Source organism: Pseudomonas sp. NBRC 111131, assembly GCF_001320525.1.
Taxonomy (GTDB): Bacteria; Pseudomonadota; Gammaproteobacteria; order Pseudomonadales; family Pseudomonadaceae; genus Aquipseudomonas; species Aquipseudomonas ceruminis.
On the sequence record NZ_BCBH01000021.1, the window covers coordinates 82,028 to 99,951 of the forward strand.

Here is a 17,924-nt window from a genome sequence, read left to right on the forward strand (position 1 = left end):
AGCCCTCATGGCTACCACATGGTCAAAAGCCGCCAGGTAATCTGACAGACAATGTAACTAAGCCTCAGTGTGCTGACCGACTTGCGCACGTATTCCGTTTTCGAAAGTCATCAGCAGCTTCATTTTCTCAACGATCAGGCCAAGCACTTCCTCTTCATCAAAGTGATCCAGCACCCAGCTAAAACCCAGGATGCTGTTGTTCTTCCCCTCACTCCATACCTTGGTTTCGTTTCCCGTGAAGAGCTTTCGGCCCTGCTCTTGCAGCGTCTCATCAACATCACACAGGTATACCCGTACCGATGGCTTCATCGTGCTGTTGGCACCGCTCAGGTAGAGCACAACGTCAGACCACGTTTTCCAGTTGTCGGAGGCATAACGCAGTGCGGGGCCATTCTTCCAATTGTGCCGCCGGGTATAACGCGCATAGCCGGGCACCTCGGCATCGAGCTTGTCGAGCACCTTAGCGTCGAGGGCATCAATGACCTGGTCCTTGAGGCGCGTCAGCTTGTTGATTTGATGCAGGTGCTCGATAACAAAGTTGACGGCTTTGGCGTCCATGGCCTTCTCCACAGTGATGTTTTCCAGATGCAGCAGGAAGTCGCGGGCAAACACCTGCCACTTATCTACAGGATGAGTCAGCATGCGCTGAGCCAGTTGCTGACGTGCAGCGTCAATAAATTTCGCATAACTCAGGCCATGCCATGCGGCCCGCACGCTTTTGCCTGATGGTGAGAGCACGGCATAAAACAGCGGGCGCTCACCATCGTTGAGTTTGCGCTGAGCGAAGGCTTCATAGTCGGCAAAGGGGTTCACTTGTCCGTGGAAAATCTTGTTTTCCAAGAGCAGATCCCATCCATCACCGGGGAGCACTAGGTCGATTCGGTTGCTGTTGTGGGTGACCACCTCGCGCTGGGGTGCCGCTCGCAAACTAGGCGTCAGCGTTGAGGTATTGGGCAGGCAATTCAGCAGCGCAGTGAGGAAGCACTCCTCCAATCCATGCACCTGCGCTGGGTTGAGGAAGAACGCCAGCAAATCCGTGGTGGGGTTTTCGTAATAGCCGCGCCCACCCAAGGCAAAAATGCTCGGCTCTCGCTCAGGCTGATAAAAGCGCTCGGCCTTCGCCAGCAGTGCGCGCAGTTGTTCCAAATCCATGGTGTAACTCCCTGATCGAGTGAGCGGGCAATTCGGTCACTTGGATTTCTTCTTTGCACTCAGGCGCTTTTCCAGACGTTCAAGCTCTGCCAGCTCTTGAGCATCGGCGGCCAAAGCCTCGGCGCTGCGGCGGTGTTGGTCAAACGTCTCATAACGCTCATGTGCCACCTGCTTCATCTGCTCGTGGCTGATGCTGCCGGCAGTGCGTAGCAGCGGTTGCTCGTTGAAGGCCATAAAGCTGTCGATGTATTGCCGCCAATCGGCGAGCATCAAGTGCTTACGCTGCTCGGCGCGTAGCTCAGCGAAGTCGAGGAACATGCCGACCAGGCGATTGAGCTGGTCTAGTTCCTCGGCATTCAGGTAGTTCTTGGCCACCACAACATCGGCTTTGCGCACCCGGTCGCCCTTGAAACTAAGCAGGTTCATATTGGGTGCGCTGGCATCGGCGCGCTGCACTATCAGCTCGGCGGCGGTGTGGCCGGTAACGGCGAAGAACAGCTTGTTCTGCACTTCGGCAAACAAGCGGGCGGTGTCCTGCTCATTGGCGCGGTAATCCTCGGCCAGAGTGAAGAGATCACGTACCTTTTGGTAGAAGCGCTTCTCCGAGGCCCGTATGTCACGGATGCGCTTGAGCAGCTCATCGAAGTAGTCCCAGCGGGGCTCCTTCAAGCGGGCGTCGTCCATCACGAAGCCCTTCTGCAGGTACTCACCCAAGGTGCGGGTGGCCCACTGACGAAACTGGGTGCCACGAGTTGAGCGCACCCGGTAGCCCACGGCGATGATCATCGGCAGAGCGTAGTACGCTAGGTTGCGCCTGACTTGGCGCGAGCCCTCGGCTTGAACTGTCAAGTTTTCCTTGACGGTTGCCTCCTCTGTCAACTCGCCCTCAGCGAGGACGTTCTGCACATGCAAGCTGATGTTCTGTTTGCTGGTTTGGTACAGCTCGGCCATTTCTAGTTGCGTCAGCCATACTTGGCCATCCAGTACGCGGAGCACTAGTTGAGCTTCGCCGTCGTCACTGGTGTAAAGGATCAGGTCATTAGCATCCATGTTATTGGCCTCTACCTCTTAGCGTTGAGCGCAGCATCTCTGATGCTCCGGGCATGGTCGGTCCATGCTCCTGCGCCAGTAAGCCGGTTTCGCTGCGGCTGAATAGGGCCTGCAAGACAATATCTCTCGATTCCTTGTCGATCTCTGCTTCGTTAGTGAGTGACAAATATAGGTAGGTTAGCTGCTCACGCTCTTCGGCATCGCGCATAAGGTGGAACGAACTAAACGCCAGCCTCGACAATACCCTCAGCAAGAACGCATACACACCCGCAAGGGAACCGAAAAGGATAACCCCTTGTATCGTGTTGAGCTGAACGGGAGTCTCGCGGCCTTGCAGCCACGTGACAAAGATTTCTTGAAAATTTATCGCTGCGACGATAACCAAAGCAACAATAGCTAGCGTCCAAAGCCCGCCTTGTATTCCATACTTACGCGCCGATTTTGCCCAATATTCGGCAGGTTTTTTCAGTTTCAGCTTTTCTTCATAAGTGCTTTCAAGGGTCGTGACTTTCTCAGTCCATTCGGCTAATTGTCGTTCAAATGCATTGGATTGCGACTTTATCTTTCGGCGGCCTAATGCTTTTTGTACTTTAGCAAGTTTGCTGCTAGAAGCCCTATTCTGTGTATCCCAATCTGTAATTTCAGATTTCAGCTCGCCAAACTCAGTGAATAGTTTGTCTTGGGCGTCGGCGAACTGCGTGCGCAGATGCCCAAGAGACAATTTCTCACCATGGCGGCGCTTTACTATTTGAGAGTCCTGATTGGCAAATTCATAAGCATACATGTAGCCTTTGAAATGCTCGATATTGCTAATATTCTGTACGGATTTTCGAATCGAAAAGTCCAAGAATGCATTAGCTGTATTATCGCCATGTTCTTTGAGGCACTGGACGAATGGTTCAACAAAAGGATGACCACGCCAAAGCCAGTCTCGCTGTAATCGCTGAAAATAGCTTTGCTGAAGCTGCTGTAGCTGACGGCTTAGATCATCGTCGCTCCAGACCTCTATGTTGTCCTTCCAACCCTGAATCGTATCTGCCGCTCGGGTGAATACATCGCCTGCATTCAGATGTGTATGGTTAGCGCTATTTCTATCGGTCTGGACTATCTGTTTACGCTCCTTCCAAAAGCTTGCTTCTGCCTCACAGAACGTCAGAAAGGAACGCAAGCTTAGAAAATTCGTTACATGCCCAGCGCAATCGGTCAGCCGAAAATTAATAGTGCGATCCTTCACATAGCCCCCTTGGCATCAACAGTGACTCTACGCTTGCCGGTAAGTAGCTGCTGCATCAGGGCTTTTTTCTCCTGCTTTAGGCAAGCGAGCTTCTGCTCTAGCGCAATAACCTGCTTGCTGGCGACATGCAGGATATCTGCAATCCGCTCTTGTTCCTCCAGAGAAGGCACCGGAACCTTAGTGTTCATGAACTCACTAGGCTTGATGTTGAGCAGGCCATTGTTGCGAACACCAGTATTGACCAGCTGGCCAAGCTGAGGCTTCAGGTAGTCAGCCTCAAATAGATACTTGAAATAGCGGTGACTAAGACCCGGCTTTAGCTTAAAGCAGACATAAACATGAGGCACTAGGCCGGCGTCAAAAGAATCTAGATCAAATATGCAGCCAAATTCATAGGTCTTGGAGTTTCCTTTGTTGTAAGCAAACTCGCCACGCTTGAGCAGGATATAGCTCTCGACGCTCTTGCCAGCCATAAAGCGATTATATTTTTCATCCTGCCGAACAAATCCGCTGAGGGATGATATGGTAAGCACTGGGTGATCGCCGCCATCAGACTTTCTTTGAATGCGCTCTGCAATTTCGGATATACGCTTGAAGTCCTGCTCCCCATCTTCCTCAGCGCTTTCATGACTGCCAAGCAGCTGCTGCATCAAAGCCTTTTTCTGCTGCAGGCTGTTTTCCAGAAGTTGCTCGGCAGTAGCGATGGCCTGATCCCAAGTGGAGAGAATCTTGGCGATTTTTTCTTGCTCGTGATGGGGTGGTACGGCAATTTTTAGTTTTTTGAAATATGGCAGGCCAATGGTTTTTATGGTTGAGCCCACCGCCTGACGCTCAAACTCTGGTTTCATCATTTGTAGCCAGTTATATAGAAACCAGCTATTCATTTTTTGGCTATTGTCACAGCGCCATGCGATAAAATGCTGGCTGACTGCCATAGGGCTAGCCAGAATGGCACTTTTTCCAACACCCGCATCACGGGACAAAATTACGGTTCCTGCTGGGTGCAGAACAGCAGATGAGTTCTGGATGCCTTCTTCTGAGATCTCCTTATCAGTATTAAAAATGAGTCCTTTGTCTAAATTAAAAGAGTCGGCAAGCGAAACCCATTTTATGCCCCCGTTCCAATAATTGGATTTCTCTTTGTTAGGCGTATGGCCACTGCCGCGAACAGTAAAATTATCGAGGAGGTCATACTTCCAGTCAGTAGGTATGTTGCTTTCTTGAGCGCTACGCACCATAGCCTAGCTCCTTTAAGTACACATCCATCTGCACTTCCAGCTCAGCCAGCTTCGCCTTCAGCTTCTCCCGCTCTTTGCGCACAAGCAGCAAGTCGACTGTTTCCTCTTCTTCAAAGGTATCCACATAGCGAGGGATATTTAGATTGTAATCGTTGTCGCGAATTTCCTGCAGGCTGGCACGGTGGCTGTACTTATCCGAGTTAATGCGGTGGCGATAAGTTACTAGGATGTTTTTGATCTGCTCATCCCCCAGCACGTTCTGGTTTTTACCTGACTTGAAGTCTCGGCTCGCGTCGATAAACAGTACGGTTTCATCGGTCTTGGCTTTGCTGAAGACCAAGATTGCAGCGGGGATGCCGGTGCCGTAGAAAAGCTTCTCCGGTAGGCCGATCACGGCATCCAGAAGGTTTTCCTCGATCAACTGCTGGCGAATCTTGCCTTCGCTGGAGCCGCGGAACAGCACACCGTGAGGCACGATCACCGCCATGCGCCCGGTCTTGGCTTTCAGGGTTTCGACCATGTGCAGGATAAAGGCGAAGTCACCTTTGGTTTTCGGCGGAATACCGCGTTTGAAGCGCCCAAACTGATCGTGCTCGGCTTCGTCATGGCCCCACTTGTCCAGCGAGAACGGCGGGTTAGCGGTGACGATATCGAACTTCAGCAATTGCCCATTGGTATCGAGCAGCTTGGGGTTGCGCAGGGTGTCGCCCCACTCAATCTTGTGGTTGTCCTCGCCATGGAGAAACATGTTCATCTTGGCCAGCGACCAGGTGGAGCCGATCGCTTCCTGGCCATAGAGGGCGTATTGCTTGCTGTTGTGGTGCTCGCGCACCTTGCGCCCGCACTTCATCAGCAGCGAGGCCGAGCCGCAGGCCGGGTCGCAGATGCTGTCGCCCGGTTGCGGGTCGAGCAGTTCGGCGATCAGCTCGGAAACTTCCGGTGGGGTGTAGAACTCACCAGCTTTCTGCCCGCCGCTGGCGGCGAAGTTTTTGATCAGGTACTCGTAGGCGTTGCCAATCACGTCCAGGCTGCCGACGCGGGATGGTTTGAGGTCGAGCTCTTCACGGGCGAAGTCTTCGAGCAGGTGGCGCAGGATGGTGTTCTTCTGCTTCTCCTCGCCCAGCTTGTCGGTGTTGAAGGAGATGTCCTGGAACACGCTCTTGCCGGCATCCTTGAGCTTGGTGCCATTAGCTTCCTCGATGGCATGCAGTGCCTGATCGATGCGCTCGCCATTGCCCGGCTCATAACGTCGATCGTAAAGGGCATAGAAGTTGGCATTGCGCGGTAACACGAAACGCTCGTTCTTGAGCATCTCCTCGATCAGTTCCGGCTCATCGCCGTATTCCATCCTGTAGCTGTCGTAGTGGTCCTGCCAGACATCGCTGATGTACTTGAGGAACAGCATGGTGAGGATGAAATCTTTATAGGTGTCCGCACTGATGGTGCCGCGGAAGGTATCGCAGGCAGCCCACAGCGCCTTGTTGATGTCGTCCTGGTTTACTTTGTCGCTCATGGTTCAATCCTTAATAAGGTGCTGGTAAATGCCTTGCAGCATTTGCTCTCTGTTGGTTTGCAGGCGTGCGATCAGCTCATCCTCTTCGTCCCATAGCGCTTGCAGAGCAATCAGCTTCTGCTGAGTGGCGAGTGGCGGAAGGGGAATCCTCATATCCAGCAAGGACGCTTTGCTGATGGCCTGAATCGCACTGCCGCTGCGCTCAAGGCTTCGCTGGCTTTGAGGCAGATTGATGAGCCAGCACAGGTATTCGGGTAAGACATCCTGTTTTTTTGTGCTGACAATAAAGAACTGGCTGGTGGCAACAACCGGTTGCTGCCCCGTGAAGAGAGCAGCCTTGTTGTTGTCGCCACGGGCGATCACCGCGATGTCGCCTGATTGGAGCAGCGGCGGTGAGGTGCGCGCATCCCAGCTGATGGCCGTTAGCGTGTCCGGCTCAATGGCCGAGCTTTGACGCAGATCCTTGATCTGTAGAACACGGATATCACCAGCAGGGTCATGCTCCAACGCGCCGCGGAAGGTGTATCCAGAACGGACATCGGCCACATCGCTCAATTTGAATGACGGGTTTGGCATAAGTAACTCTGGGTAGAAGCGCCATCCTTGGCGCAGGCGTTCATCAGGCTTCGCAACGCTGATACTGATTTTGTAACCACTGAGTTTTTTCGGCGTCCAGCCCAAACCAGGCGGCGTCTCCCTGCAGCCGGGTTACCAGTAAGCCGTCATCAGCATCCATTGCTGCTTTGAGGTTATCCCTTACCTGAGTGGCGCTCTGGCTCGTGGCAACAATCCAAGTGGACTCCAGCGGCCGACACCAGGTGCCATAGGCTTTGATGCGGTCATACAGGGCTTGGTAGTTACGCTGCTTACGCAGGTCATAGGCGATTTGGTACAGTTTCATAGCTTTAGCTCTCCTAACGGGTCAGTTATTGCAATCGCGGCAGGCTGCCACCTGCCGCACCTCATTTTTATCTCCGTACAGCTCGTACTGAGGTGAGGCGAGATCAATATCGCCTAGCTTGCTGCTGCCGTCAATATTTTTATGCAGTAGGATCTCTATGGAGTTCTTGCTTGGGGTCAGCGGTGCGTCCTCTTCTTTCCGCTTTTGCCGTCGCCTCGTCTGACCTAGCCGTTAGCGTGCGGCCCGATCCCCCTCACCCACAGCGAGCTGACTCGGGGCACGCAAAGCAGCGCCATACTCGCAAGCGTGCCGTCCTCATTTCCCAGTCTGGGATCTGACGAAATTTGCAGCATCTGCGTTAGCGCAGCGAAACATCGAGTTAACGTGTGCCTCGTAAGTAATTGGGAGCGCACGCTGATGAGATGGTTTTTCGTGGTGATGCTTTGCGGTGGTGCAGGTCTCTTGCTAAGCGCCCAATATCAAGTACCGCAATGGTTGCTTTGGCTGCTGCTGGCGCTGGGAACCACGATATGGGGCCTGGCCAAGTGGATGGAACGGCAGGAGGCCAAGACGGAGCGCAGCCATGATCGTGCACACTGACCCGGATTGGTCTGCATGGGATCTCCCAAGACTGCAGGCTTTGCAGCTTCCTGCTCGGCAAACACTGGTTGGCATTGCACCCTAACTGCGCGCTAGGTGGCGGGCGCTGGCGAGCCAGCGGCCCGGGACTTTACGTTTATGGCCAGGAGATAGCGAGATTGACCCTTCCTTATGAAAGAACCCGCGCCATTGTCAAAACCGAGGAATTCCTGCGTGAGCTATCCCGTCATACGGGATTACCGCAGGATATCCGCAGCTATGCGAAAAGCCTGCTCAGGCACTATCCCTCTGCGGCCCAGGTTTTCTCGCTGGGACGCCTTGAGGAATGCCTGGTGAATGAAGCGCTTGAAGTCGAATACCGACAACGAGTGATCGCCTTCCACCAGCCATTGCTCTGCTCTTCGCTGGATTCGACACAATAGCGATGCCCCGCTCCCATTCTGAACAGTCGGTATCTCACCTCGTCACGCAGCGTGTTAAGCGTCTGCGCAGGGGGAGGCCTTTCAGCATCAGGTGTCTTGCTGAGCTTGGTTCGAGCTCGGCCATCTCCAAGGCAGTCGCCCAGCTAGTTCGTGGCGGTGAGCTTGTGCGTGTGTACCGTGGCATCTACATGCGGCCGAAAACCAGCCAATACACCGGCCGGGTTCGTCGTCCTGGGCCTTGGGACTTGCTGAGTCTGATTGCCAGGCAGAGTCGCTGGAAGCTGCAGATTCACGGTGCTGATGCAGTGAGGCAATTCGGGCTGAGCACACAGGTGCCCGTCATACCTATCTATTACACCAGCGGCCCCAGTCGATCTCTGTTTATAGAGAAGGCCGAGATCAGGCTCGTGCATGCTGCTCCGATGGTTATGCAGTGCTCCGGAACAAGGGTCGGGATGGCTATCAGTGCTCTTTATTATCTCGGAAAAGATGGCGCTACTCAGGAGTGCATCGATGCGATTAAAGCAGCACTCCACCCCGGAGAGCTGGCCACCTTGTTGTACTGCAATATGCCCAAATGGATGCGCGTGGCGCTAGCTGAATGAGCCCTGCGCATCAGGTGGTGAGGCCGTCCGTACTCGGTTTAAAGTCTAACTTCGTGGTTAGTTGGCAGTCAGCCATCTGATCTGACTGCCCGTGTTATCTGCTTTGAAGCGAGTCTGCGTTTTATTGCTGGCTCGCCTTGATCCGCGCTTTGCGGATGTAATTCACTGATACACCCAGCTGGCGTGCAAGCTCGGCGTCGGAAACGACACCAAACGCAGATGCAATTTCAGGTGTTATTTTTGGTAACGGACGTTTGTATGCCTGTATTCCAAGCTCGTGACGTTTCTTTTTGACTGGAAAGTTGCTGATATCCAGACGATCAGCGACCTCGGTATCCGGCATCTTCCCGAGCATGGCAATGGCTTCATTGGTCCAGATGTCCTCAAGGGGTTTGAAGCGTTCGCGGGCAGTCTTGGGCTCCTGGATTCTCAGCTCACCTCGCTTTCGCTTGATGCGCTTGATGGAAACTCCGAATTCTTGTGCCAGTTGATAGTTCGTTCTTGTAGCGAGTTGCTCAATCAGCTCAGTCGGCAGCTCAATGTCTTCTGGGTGAAACTCAGGAATGCCAATTGAGTGGCGGTAACGCCGGACAGTGCTCGCTCCAAGGCCAAAGCGCCGCGCTACTTCGCGGTCGCTCATCTTTCCGATGCATGCCTTCCAATCACCCATATGCGTGCTCCTAAAACGAGATGTAGCCAGACAGTTTTGCCTGACCTCGTATTCAGAGTGCGGTCGGGCTACCCCTGATTTTCAGGTTGATGCAGTCGGGATTTGATATCGCTCCATTTCTTCGGCGTGTACGGCGCCCTTCTGATTACGGGCTCAGCGAAGCCCATTTGCTAGTTAAACCCGCGCATGCGCGGAAATTTCAGTGCTTTCTTTGATGGCATCGTTGCAGTGTGTTCGGCGATTTTCCGCGCATGCGCGGAATTAGCAAAAGCGGCCGTTGGCAAAGAGGTCAGTCACCACGTCAATTAGCGAACAAAAAATTTCGTCACAGTCCAATTCACTCCCCTTAATCGGGGGCTCGCGCCTCGCATTGTCTAGTAGTCATATCACTAGAGAGAGGCGTCATGTTGACGATCAAATTACGCGACATCCAAGGAGTGCATCCCGAATTTTCTCGTATTGAGCGAGATCTGGATCTAGCTCCTGTAGGGGTTCCAGATCAGGCTCTGATCCCCAGGGCTATGGCCTTGCGCATCAATATGCTCTACCCGTTGGTCATCAGTAGGCCGGATGCGCTCTGTATCGGCCAAACGACGCTGTATCGATGGCTAAAAACATATATGGATCCAGAAACGCCGGTGCTGTGCATTGAATGGACGGGGGGGCGAATCAAGGATTGTGCCTACCAGCTTGTTCTGATTGAGCGCCTAGTTGCGCCTGCCCTAGCTCAAATTACGCCACAACAGGTACGTGATTTATTTACGCATATAGGATATGCCGCAGAGCAGTGGCCTCACGAGTATCGCAGTCACGCCCACCTATCTCGGCTGGTTGGGGTAAAAACGCTCAAGGGGCGGGAGGGCGAAAAATGAGTAAGCACTCGGCTCTGTTGCTCCTCGCCTCGGAGCAGAGGCAGTCACCACGAATTATTGGCGAAATCCTCAATCTGCTAGGCGCTCATCCTGGGCTCATTGACCTGCCACGCGCCATTGATCAGCTTCTACGAGTGCTCCGCGCATGCAATGTTGGCATGCCGATTGGTTTCGAGAATTCTGATGTGGTCGTGTGGCGTGAGGCGTGCGGATGGATCGTTTCCCTGGCCCGTCAACCAAATATCCGAGAGCGTCTAGGTGAGCAATTTTGGCTAGGAGATAAAGGGTCGGCGAACAATCCTGTTTTACATAAAGGCGTAAAAATATTCGGATTTCCATACGCCACGTTCCTGCACATATTCAGAGACCACGGAAATAAACAGAACTATGAGCGACTGCTCGCACAGTTGCTTGTTGCATCTCAGAAAACCGCTACTAATCGCTTGCTAGACCAGCGTTATGATGTTTACAAGGCCATCGGCCATCTATGCAAGCTGCAAACCGTCTCAATCGCTTCCGAACTAAATATTTGGGGGAGTACTGAGGAGTTCGTGGCGAGTTGCAGAGGTTTTTTACATAGTAAGTCAAGATCAGAGAATGCCGATAGTTTTGCTGCTATCGCCAGATTTGTTCGTTACTGCAACGGCGAGTTGCCACGCGTGGGTGGCGGCGGAGGCGGTCATAGAGGTAAGCGTAAAAGGCAGAGTTTGCCTGAGCTGAACCACTATATCAGTGAGGATGTTCGAGGGTTTGTGCTGGGGGATCCCGATGATCCTGATCAGCTGCCAGGTCATTACGACGTCATCGTTGGACATACCGATACTGCTGGGGGTGATCTGGCCCCCGGAGAAATGAGTCCAGCAACCGAAATTTGGGTACTGGACGATGAGGGCTGTGAGCGGCCATATGTTGCTGATCTGCTAGGCCAACAAAATGTCGAGGCGCATATTGTCCGTAGCCGACAGTTCCTGCCATTTTCATATAACCAGCTCACGCTAATGGAGTTGCGGAATTTATTGTTTGGTGCCAGCGACCTATTCCACTCGTATCTGCAAGAGCTTTCCTACACAAAAGACCCAACTCCGATCCAGCTCCGAATGGAGGCGATTGTTGCTCTGCATATCAGTCTGTGGTTGGGGCAGTCGACGACGCAGATTATCCAGTTATCCATCGTTGATGACGAGACAGATGACGCCGATGGTCTGGCATTGATCCTAGGGGATTCGGCGCAGTTCAGTATGGTAGTTAAGCGCCCAGATTTGGCTGGCGACGATCGTTGGCAGGCCTCTTCTGGTGTCCGACTATCGTTGCTGCGAATTCTATTGCCCGATCTAGCCGGTAGTGCCCAGTTGGTAAAGCAACTGATCAGGACATTTCCTCACTCAGCCAACCAGGTGTTCACTTATCAAACTGAGCAGCTGGACGCCGAGATCAGGGCACTGCTGCTGGAATTGGGTGGGGGGGATCGCCGCTATACGCGAACCAAATTGCGCAGTTATTTGTTCCACCAGATAGTCGCTGATACTCAGGATGTAGCAGCAGCATCCATGCTGTCTGGCGTTGAAATCCCCTCGGCGCAAACCCCGCGCTACTACTTGCAGCTCGATGCCTGTCACCTTCGCAAAATTTACACCACCTCACTGGTGAGAGTGCTGACGCAGGTTTATGCCTGTGCTGGTCTCGCATATGAATATGTCGACCTAAATCCGGACCAACAGGGTGGGGTGGGTGCAACTCATTGCCTGCTGCCTGCAACCATTGCGAGCAATATCAGTGCAATGGCCAGGGTCTTGAGGAGGAAAGCGAACGGGCGTCTCAGCGAGATGGTCGCTTGGCACAACTGTTTCACCCTCTGGACAGTGCAGATGTTTATGTTGGTCACGTCCTGTAGGGCGGTCCGCAACCCTCTGATGCTCATCGACGAATTTGATTCTGTGTTGGGCATGGGCGCGCTGTCAGACAAGGATTCTGACGATCGTCATATGAGTCGGCTGATTTGCATGCCGCCGATGTTGAGGCGGCAAATAACAAGCTACTTCGCGCATTGCGCGTCTATCAGCCGACAATTGATTGGTTATCTGCCACAGGATGAGGAGGATCATCAGTGGTCGCGAGGGTTTTTCCTACAGATTAACCAGGCTGGAATACGCCGCGTTGAGATTGCCCCGAGCAATATCTACGACCAGATGGAGCTGGTCTCTGGTTACACCACGCATCGAGTCAATGCCCACCGGAAATTCACCCGCACGGAACTCACGGAGCGGGGCTGTCCTTCAGAAGCGCTGGCTGCGTTCATGGGGCACTGGCTCAGGGGTGAGGAGCCTCAGGACGCCTATTCGACGTTCTGCCCTGCGGTATACGCCAAGGTTCTAGATGAGTGGATTACCCCACTACTCAGGGAGCTTGGCTGGTCGGCTCTGAGCAGCCAGTGGGTGACAGAATGAACCTGCCCCGTCTAAACAATCAACAGGGCAGTGTTATCTGGTCGGCTCGGCCTCATGAGCCGGAATGGATGCCCGAGATGCGAGCGCTTCTGAAGTCGATTGCCGAGAAGTCCGGTACGGCGTTCGGCAAATGGCTGTTGGGTGAATGTGCCATATACGGGATCTCGACGACACACGTCCGCGAACTGGAGGCACAGCTCGGCAAAAATCACACGTTGCGCAACGTACTGCGCAGCATCACTCAGCGAGTTCGGGACCAAATCCCGGGATTTCCGCTGGCACGAATAGCCATTGCCGTCAGGCGTGCAGCAAACCCGATCAATCCTGACGTCTACACGGCTGAGCGAATTCAACGCAGCAGCCAACTGATTCACGCCCTGCAGCAGGGTCTGAAACTGGATATCGATGCGCTCAGCACGGATGAGCGCATTGGTCTGCTACTAATGAGTGCGGCCTACAACGGCGGATTGCTCGATGTGGCTCAGCTGAATGCCATGCTCAGTACGACGCCAGACAGCATCGAGTGGGTAGCGGGAATTCCCGAGATACGTCTGCCGCTATCGATCCGCGGCAATGCCGTCGCTGAATTTCGGCAGTGGTTCCCTGATCCGGCAACGCTGGCTCTGTTGATACGCTGCGTGGATGATGTTCAAAAAAGCACCGGCAAACTAAAGCGTAGAAATTGGCACATGCGCTGTGTCTGTGCATTCCTGAAGAAGGTTGAGGTACCTGAACAGTATCATCCAGAGAATCCCAGCGACCTGTTTGATTTTCTAAGGATGCAAATGCAGTTGCGGCTGCCGCAGGTGCTGGTGAATTTTGCATGCCGCAAGGGTTTTGTCTCGCAGTCACTGCGCCCCTCATCTTGGGGCAATATTCTCGGCCTAGATGATCTCGAGGACCCTGCGGGGACTTATGACGATGAATCTGTTTCGGATGTAACTGAGGATAACCCTGACCCACCCGCATGGCTGGAGGAACTGCGCGATCGGATCCGGGACAACCTGCCCATAGAGAGCCCTTTGCAAGCGGAGTCTCATGGAGAACTTCCCGGCCTAATCCAGAGTTGGCTTGCCTACATGCTGGGTGGCGCCTCCGCATACGGCCACAGTATTGGGCGAAGCACGATAAAGCGATATACCCAAGTACTAGGCGCAGCACTTTCCTCTCGGTTAGATGGCATAAGCATCTTCGAGCTCGAAATTGACGCGCTCGAACTTGTGTATGAATCCGCACTGGATGCTCAGGCCACAGATAGCAAACGGCGCACCCTGGCCAAGGCAGTCCAGGAGTTTCACACGTTTCTGCAGCGTCGTTACAACTACCCGACAATCAGCCCCTACTCAATCCTAGGCATCGGCAAAGGTGTGACCAGGGTAGATGCTCGCATTATCAGCGAGGAGCAGTACCAATTGGTTATGCAGGCGCTCGGCACATGCGGGCTTGAGCTGCGAACGCCACGTCTGGTGACGGCTGCGAGGCTTTTGTTGATCTTGGGGTTCCGGTTGGGATTGCGGCGTAACGAGGCTCTAAAGCTTCGCCTACGTGATTTGCATCTGCCCGAATTTTCAGCAGCGGAGTGCGCGCATATTCAAGCTCGGCAATCGCATATGCGCAGGCTATCTAAAGATGAACAGGCCAGAATAGAGCTGCCCGTTGACCTGCTCATTCGCCCCCATGCACAGCGTGGGTTGAAAACCCAGAATGCGGTTCGGAGTTTGCCGCTGCGTGAGCTGCTTGAGCCCGATGAGCTCACATTGCTGATCGACTGGTATCGAGAGCGGCAGCAGGAAGAAAGCCAAAATTCAACGTCGGAATTCCTGTTCTGCATCCCACAGCTGAGAACTCAGTGGGTCAGCGAGAGCTGCCTGTTCCCAGCTCTACATGACTGCATGCGAGCAGTCACGGGTTCCGAGTTCCTGCATTACCATCACCTGCGCCATTCCTGCGCCACGTGGTTTTTGCTCAAGTTGATGGGTGCGCAGAATGCGCTATCACCAGAGCTGGTTTTCAAAGATCTGCCCCTTACCACTCGCTGGCTCAGAGATGACCTCAGGTTGCGTAAGGCGATGTTGCCTGTAGAGGGCCCCACCCGGCGAATCGTCCATATTGTCAGTGCCATCCTCGGGCATGGCAGCCCAAAAACCACACTGTTGCACTACGTCCATAGCCTGCCTCAGATCATGGCAATGATGTGGCAATGGAATCCCCAGAACTGGATATTCAACGCCGCAAACGTCGCCAAGATAGCCGAGGTAAGCCAACCCACCATGAGCACTGAGCCCCGTGGAGGCATTTCAGCTGAGTGCGGCGTGCTACTCGACATCATCGGTCGCATTAGACCCCTGAAGGAGCGTAAGCGTGCTCGGAAGAAGGCGAGTCGAGGCCAGGCTGAACAGGTGGAGCAGAACTGGGCGATTGGGCGAATTCTGGCTATCGAGTCGATGCTGGCGTATGCCTCATATGCCGAGCAGACAGGTCGAGCGGTCAATCTCGACTGGGTCGAGTTTTCTGCCGAGGCGCGTGAAATGATGCTTGAGCGGGCACGCTGTATCCGCGATATGCAACAGCGACCGGGAGCAAGCAGCTCAAGCCCTAAACACAGGCTGCAACCTGCTCTGTATGCAGAAGGTTCGTCGTATCTGTCGCTGTTGCCCTCGCCTCCAAAGCATGGTGGGCGTGAGGCTGTGGCCGAGTATGCGCAGCGCCTCTACGACCTGCTCGAAGGCCCCGACAGCGAACGCGCCCAGCGCGTGATTGATGATTTTGTTGAGCGCTGTTGGATGACTGAAACCACGCTGCGATTCCAGCGTAACCGTGACGAGGACCATGCACAGGACTATCTGTGGCTGCTGAGTGCTATAGGTATTCCGGCTCGATCTATCGAGCTGATCGTCTACGACGCTAACAAGCCGAAGACGACCAAGTCCTACTGGCGTCAGCAGCTCGGGAGCACTCGCCGGTCGTTCAGTCAGCACGCGCCGGAGAGTAACGATGTAGCGAATCTACATTTGGGTATAAGGGCGAAGCTTGAGCTGAAGGGTGAGGCAAGGCAGAACCATCACTCCGGCGCCGCCCTGCGCTACCTGATGCTGATGGCTTCCATCGACTGGCATTTCCGTGCCTGACCAAGTCCGGAGGGCATTCAGCCCTCCGGATCATCCTGCAGTTCCAGCAACTCACCCACCTCACAGTTCAGGTACTGGCAGATCGTCTCCAGGTCCTTGAGCTCCACCCGTTGCGCGGTCTCGTGATAGAGCCGCGTGAGGGTTCCGCGGTTGATCCCCGTGTCCCTAACCACGTCACTTATCTTCAATTTCCGCTCACCGAGTAGGCGAGATAAATGGCACTTGACCATCTCAATCTCCAAAAAATGATCTTCTAGAGATCATTTTGTACTTGCAAAGCCCAAAATGAGCGTTATATTGATCTTCAGGAGATCATTATGAGCTATCAGGAGCTCATAAGAATCCGCTGTCGTTCAATTTAGCAGAGAGGGCATTGCTATGTCTCACACCTATCTGACCACCGAGGAGCTGGCCACTCGTATGAAGTACGACGTGCGCACCATCCGTAACCGCCTGAAGGACTCGGTACTGCTCGAAGGCATCCATTACTTCCGCCCGTTTGGTGGTCGAAAGATCCTGTTCATTTGGGAGGCCATCGAAAAGGACATGCAGAAGCATTCCCGCACCTCCAGTTTGATACCTATGGCCGGCGGAGGCATTTGCCATGGGTAAGATTCGTGCCCGTGCCGACAACGAGAAGTTGTTCTTCGACTTCACTTATCTGGACAAACGCTGCCGTGAGCAAACCACGTTGCCTGATACGCCGGCCAATCGAAAAAAGCTGGAGAAAATCCTTGAGCGTATTGAGGCAGAAATCACGCTGGGAAGCTTCGACTATGCCACTTACTTTCCGCAAAGCAGCAAGGTTCAGGAGTTCGCAAGACTGCGGGCTGGCTGCGCGATATTGAAGACTCCACCATTTAGGGACTTCGCCGAACGCTGGTTCGACGAAAAGCGTGTGGAGTGGCGCGACACACATACAACGACGGTACGTCAGACCCTTGATAAATACCTGCTACCAACATTCGGCAGACAAGAAGTCAGCGCCATCACCAAGGCAGAAATCCTGTCCTTCCGCTCGGCACTCGGCAAAGTTCCCGGGCTGAAGGGGCAGGCTCTGTCAGCGACGCGAATCAACCACATCATGACGCCATTGCGCATGATCCTTAGTGAGGCGGCTGACCGGTTTGAGTTTACTTCACCGTACCTCAACATCAAATCGCTGAAGGTTCCCAAGACCGATGTGGAGCCGTTCACTCTGGATGAAGTGCTGCAGATTCTCGGTGCCGTGCGCGAGGACTTCCGCAACTACTACACGGTGCGCTTCTTCACCGGGATGCGCACGGGAGAAGTCGACGGCCTGCAGTGGAAATTCGTCGACTTTCAGAGGCGGCAAATCCTTATCCGCGAAACTTGGGTCGGTGGCCGGCTCGACTACACGAAGAATGACGGCTCGCAACGCGAAATCGACATGTCTGGCCCGGTGTACAAGGCCCTGCTCGATCAGCAGAAGAAGACGGGGAGTGGTCAGTTCGTCTTCTGTTCTCGGGAAGGTACGCCTTTTTCGTACCGCAACATCAACAACAGGGTTTGGTTTCCGCTGCTGCGTCATCTGGGGCTGCGCCAGCGACGCCCTTACCAGACCCGCCATACGGCTGCGACCCTTTGGCTGGCTGCAGGCGAAAACCCGGAGTGGATTGCCCGGCAGATGGGCCACACAACTACAGAGATGCTGTTCCGCGTCTACTCGCGCTACGTGCCTAACTTGACCCGACGTGACGGAAGCGCCTTCGACAATCTGATCCAAGCCAATTTGAAGGACTGAGGAGTACTCACATGAAATTGATCAACCGCAGCAACGTCACGTACCTGCATCCGGCGATGGAGGCTCGTGAACACCAGTACTTGAAGCATTTGGCTTCTGCCATGAGCCACTACCTCGAGAGCCCCAACGGCAATGAACTGGTCTGCATCCTTGGCTCCGGCTACGAGAAGAACAACCGCCAGGCGCTCGATACCTGGGTCGCCTATCACCGTAATGAGGTCTTCGAGAAACGGTTGGAGGGGCGCAGCCCGCTGGACTTCCTGATCGAAAAGCTGGAGAGCATGCTCAACAACTAAAGTAACGAAGGGGCCGAAAGGCCCCTTCTGCTTA

Annotated in this window: 18 protein-coding genes; 9 read left to right on the forward strand and 9 right to left on the reverse strand. The window is 54.0% G+C overall.

The annotated features are described in order from the left end of the window. Window positions 1–57: 57 nt before the first annotated feature. The 7 genes from APH34_RS18800 to APH34_RS18830 are packed head-to-tail and all read right to left on the reverse strand — an operon-like array spanning window position 58 to window position 7,088. Entirely contained in the window at window positions 58–1,152 is a 1,095-nt protein-coding gene (locus tag APH34_RS18800) for a PD-(D/E)XK nuclease family protein (protein ID WP_054881249.1), read from the reverse strand. A gap of 36 nt (window positions 1,153–1,188) precedes the next feature. Beyond that, window positions 1,189–2,202, reverse strand: coding sequence for a virulence RhuM family protein (locus APH34_RS18805; protein ID WP_003291346.1), 1,014 nt, complete (start codon window positions 2,200–2,202; stop codon window positions 1,189–1,191). 1 nt (window position 2,203) lies between these two features. Next, window positions 2,204–3,436, reverse strand: a complete 1,233-nt coding sequence (locus tag APH34_RS18810) for a DUF6161 domain-containing protein (protein WP_054881248.1) — start codon at window positions 3,434–3,436, stop codon at window positions 2,204–2,206. Beyond that, window positions 3,433–4,674 carry a restriction endonuclease subunit S gene (locus APH34_RS18815; protein ID WP_071534856.1) on the reverse strand — a complete coding sequence of 414 codons (1,242 nt, stop codon included), beginning with the start codon at window positions 4,672–4,674 and terminating at the stop codon, window positions 3,433–3,435. Before APH34_RS18815 ends, APH34_RS18810 begins: the two co-directional genes overlap by 4 nt. Then, window positions 4,664–6,187, reverse strand: coding sequence for a type I restriction-modification system subunit M (locus APH34_RS18820; RefSeq protein WP_033991389.1), 1,524 nt, complete (start codon window positions 6,185–6,187; stop codon window positions 4,664–4,666). Before APH34_RS18820 ends, APH34_RS18815 begins: the two co-directional genes overlap by 11 nt. A gap of 3 nt (window positions 6,188–6,190) precedes the next feature. Beyond that, entirely contained in the window at window positions 6,191–6,868 is a 678-nt protein-coding gene (locus APH34_RS18825; protein WP_223656452.1) for a restriction endonuclease subunit S, read from the reverse strand. Beyond that, entirely contained in the window at window positions 6,807–7,088 is a 282-nt protein-coding gene (locus APH34_RS18830; protein WP_033991388.1) for a hypothetical protein, read from the reverse strand. The genes APH34_RS18825 and APH34_RS18830 overlap by 62 nt, the downstream gene beginning before the upstream one ends. Window positions 7,089–7,505: 417 nt before the next feature. Here APH34_RS18830 and APH34_RS18835 point away from each other — a divergent pair, with 417 nt between their 5' ends. The 3 genes from APH34_RS18835 to APH34_RS18840 all read left to right on the forward strand — a co-directional run bounded on the left by APH34_RS18835 (window position 7,506) and on the right by APH34_RS18840 (window position 8,715). Further along, window positions 7,506–7,688, forward strand: coding sequence for a hypothetical protein (locus APH34_RS18835; RefSeq protein WP_043217148.1), 183 nt, complete (start codon window positions 7,506–7,508; stop codon window positions 7,686–7,688). Window positions 7,689–7,846: 158 nt separating this feature from the next. Continuing rightward, a complete protein-coding gene (locus APH34_RS28790) occupies window positions 7,847–8,110 on the forward strand; it encodes a BPSL0761 family protein (protein WP_021702831.1) in 264 nt (87 codons plus the stop codon). 2 nt (window positions 8,111–8,112) lie between these two features. Next, window positions 8,113–8,715, forward strand: a complete 603-nt coding sequence (locus APH34_RS18840) for a DUF6088 family protein (protein ID WP_054881700.1) — start codon at window positions 8,113–8,115, stop codon at window positions 8,713–8,715. Window positions 8,716–8,836: 121 nt separating this feature from the next. On the opposite strand, the gene APH34_RS18845 is transcribed toward APH34_RS18840, so the two are convergent. Continuing rightward, a complete protein-coding gene (locus APH34_RS18845; RefSeq protein ID WP_054881699.1) occupies window positions 8,837–9,385 on the reverse strand; it encodes a hypothetical protein in 549 nt (182 codons plus the stop codon). Window positions 9,386–9,789: 404 nt separating this feature from the next. Between APH34_RS18845 and APH34_RS18850 the strand changes: the two genes are divergently transcribed. The 3 genes from APH34_RS18850 (at window position 9,790) to APH34_RS18865 (ending at window position 15,829) form a co-directional block, all read left to right on the forward strand. After that, window positions 9,790–10,257: a hypothetical protein gene (locus tag APH34_RS18850; protein ID WP_054881698.1), complete on the forward strand. Its 468-nt coding sequence runs from the start codon at window positions 9,790–9,792 to the stop codon at window positions 10,255–10,257. Continuing rightward, window positions 10,254–12,701 carry a hypothetical protein gene (locus APH34_RS29985; protein WP_223656453.1) on the forward strand — a complete coding sequence of 816 codons (2,448 nt, stop codon included), beginning with the start codon at window positions 10,254–10,256 and terminating at the stop codon, window positions 12,699–12,701. Before APH34_RS18850 ends, APH34_RS29985 begins: the two co-directional genes overlap by 4 nt. A 68-nt stretch (window positions 12,702–12,769) precedes the next feature. Continuing rightward, window positions 12,770–15,829, forward strand: a complete 3,060-nt coding sequence (locus tag APH34_RS18865) for a hypothetical protein (RefSeq protein ID WP_177337037.1) — start codon at window positions 12,770–12,772, stop codon at window positions 15,827–15,829. A gap of 17 nt (window positions 15,830–15,846) precedes the next feature. Here the strand turns inward: APH34_RS18865 and APH34_RS18870 are convergent, their stop codons facing one another. Next, on the reverse strand, window positions 15,847–16,059 hold the full coding sequence (locus APH34_RS18870) for a helix-turn-helix transcriptional regulator (protein WP_003282467.1): 213 nt from the start codon (window positions 16,057–16,059) through the stop codon (window positions 15,847–15,849). A 148-nt stretch (window positions 16,060–16,207) separates the two neighbouring features. Here APH34_RS18870 and APH34_RS18875 point away from each other — a divergent pair, with 148 nt between their 5' ends. Genes APH34_RS18875 through APH34_RS18885 form a run of 3 tightly spaced genes read left to right on the forward strand, consistent with a single transcriptional unit; the run spans window position 16,208 to window position 17,890 of the window. After that, window positions 16,208–16,441, forward strand: coding sequence for a hypothetical protein (locus APH34_RS18875; protein WP_003282466.1), 234 nt, complete (start codon window positions 16,208–16,210; stop codon window positions 16,439–16,441). Then, window positions 16,434–17,594, forward strand: a complete 1,161-nt coding sequence (locus tag APH34_RS18880; RefSeq protein ID WP_003282465.1) for an Arm DNA-binding domain-containing protein — start codon at window positions 16,434–16,436, stop codon at window positions 17,592–17,594. Before APH34_RS18875 ends, APH34_RS18880 begins: the two co-directional genes overlap by 8 nt. Before the next feature lie 11 nt (window positions 17,595–17,605). After that, on the forward strand, window positions 17,606–17,890 hold the full coding sequence (locus APH34_RS18885) for a hypothetical protein (RefSeq protein WP_003282464.1): 285 nt from the start codon (window positions 17,606–17,608) through the stop codon (window positions 17,888–17,890). Window positions 17,891–17,924: the final 34 nt, after the last annotated feature.

Coding starts and splice junctions, on each gene's coding strand:
- APH34_RS18815 (WP_071534856.1), bottom strand. CDS start 4,674: ATGGTGCGTAGCGCTCAAGAAAGCAACATACCTACTGACTGGAAGTAT.
- APH34_RS18870 (WP_003282467.1), bottom strand. CDS start 16,059: ATGGTCAAGTGCCATTTATCTCGCCTACTCGGTGAGCGGAAATTGAAG.
- APH34_RS18850 (WP_054881698.1), top strand. CDS start 9,790: ATGTTGACGATCAAATTACGCGACATCCAAGGAGTGCATCCCGAATTT.
- APH34_RS18845 (WP_054881699.1), bottom strand. CDS start 9,385: ATGGGTGATTGGAAGGCATGCATCGGAAAGATGAGCGACCGCGAAGTA.
- APH34_RS18830 (WP_033991388.1), bottom strand. CDS start 7,088: ATGAAACTGTACCAAATCGCCTATGACCTGCGTAAGCAGCGTAACTAC.
- APH34_RS18875 (WP_003282466.1), top strand. CDS start 16,208: ATGTCTCACACCTATCTGACCACCGAGGAGCTGGCCACTCGTATGAAG.
- APH34_RS18800 (WP_054881249.1), bottom strand. CDS start 1,152: ATGGATTTGGAACAACTGCGCGCACTGCTGGCGAAGGCCGAGCGCTTT.
- APH34_RS18835 (WP_043217148.1), top strand. CDS start 7,506: ATGAGATGGTTTTTCGTGGTGATGCTTTGCGGTGGTGCAGGTCTCTTG.
- APH34_RS29985 (WP_223656453.1), top strand. CDS start 10,254: ATGAGTAAGCACTCGGCTCTGTTGCTCCTCGCCTCGGAGCAGAGGCAG.
- APH34_RS18885 (WP_003282464.1), top strand. CDS start 17,606: ATGAAATTGATCAACCGCAGCAACGTCACGTACCTGCATCCGGCGATG.
- APH34_RS18840 (WP_054881700.1), top strand. CDS start 8,113: ATGCCCCGCTCCCATTCTGAACAGTCGGTATCTCACCTCGTCACGCAG.
- APH34_RS18805 (WP_003291346.1), bottom strand. CDS start 2,202: ATGGATGCTAATGACCTGATCCTTTACACCAGTGACGACGGCGAAGCT.
- APH34_RS18865 (WP_177337037.1), top strand. CDS start 12,770: ATGCCCGAGATGCGAGCGCTTCTGAAGTCGATTGCCGAGAAGTCCGGT.
- APH34_RS18820 (WP_033991389.1), bottom strand. CDS start 6,187: ATGAGCGACAAAGTAAACCAGGACGACATCAACAAGGCGCTGTGGGCT.
- APH34_RS18880 (WP_003282465.1), top strand. CDS start 16,434: ATGGGTAAGATTCGTGCCCGTGCCGACAACGAGAAGTTGTTCTTCGAC.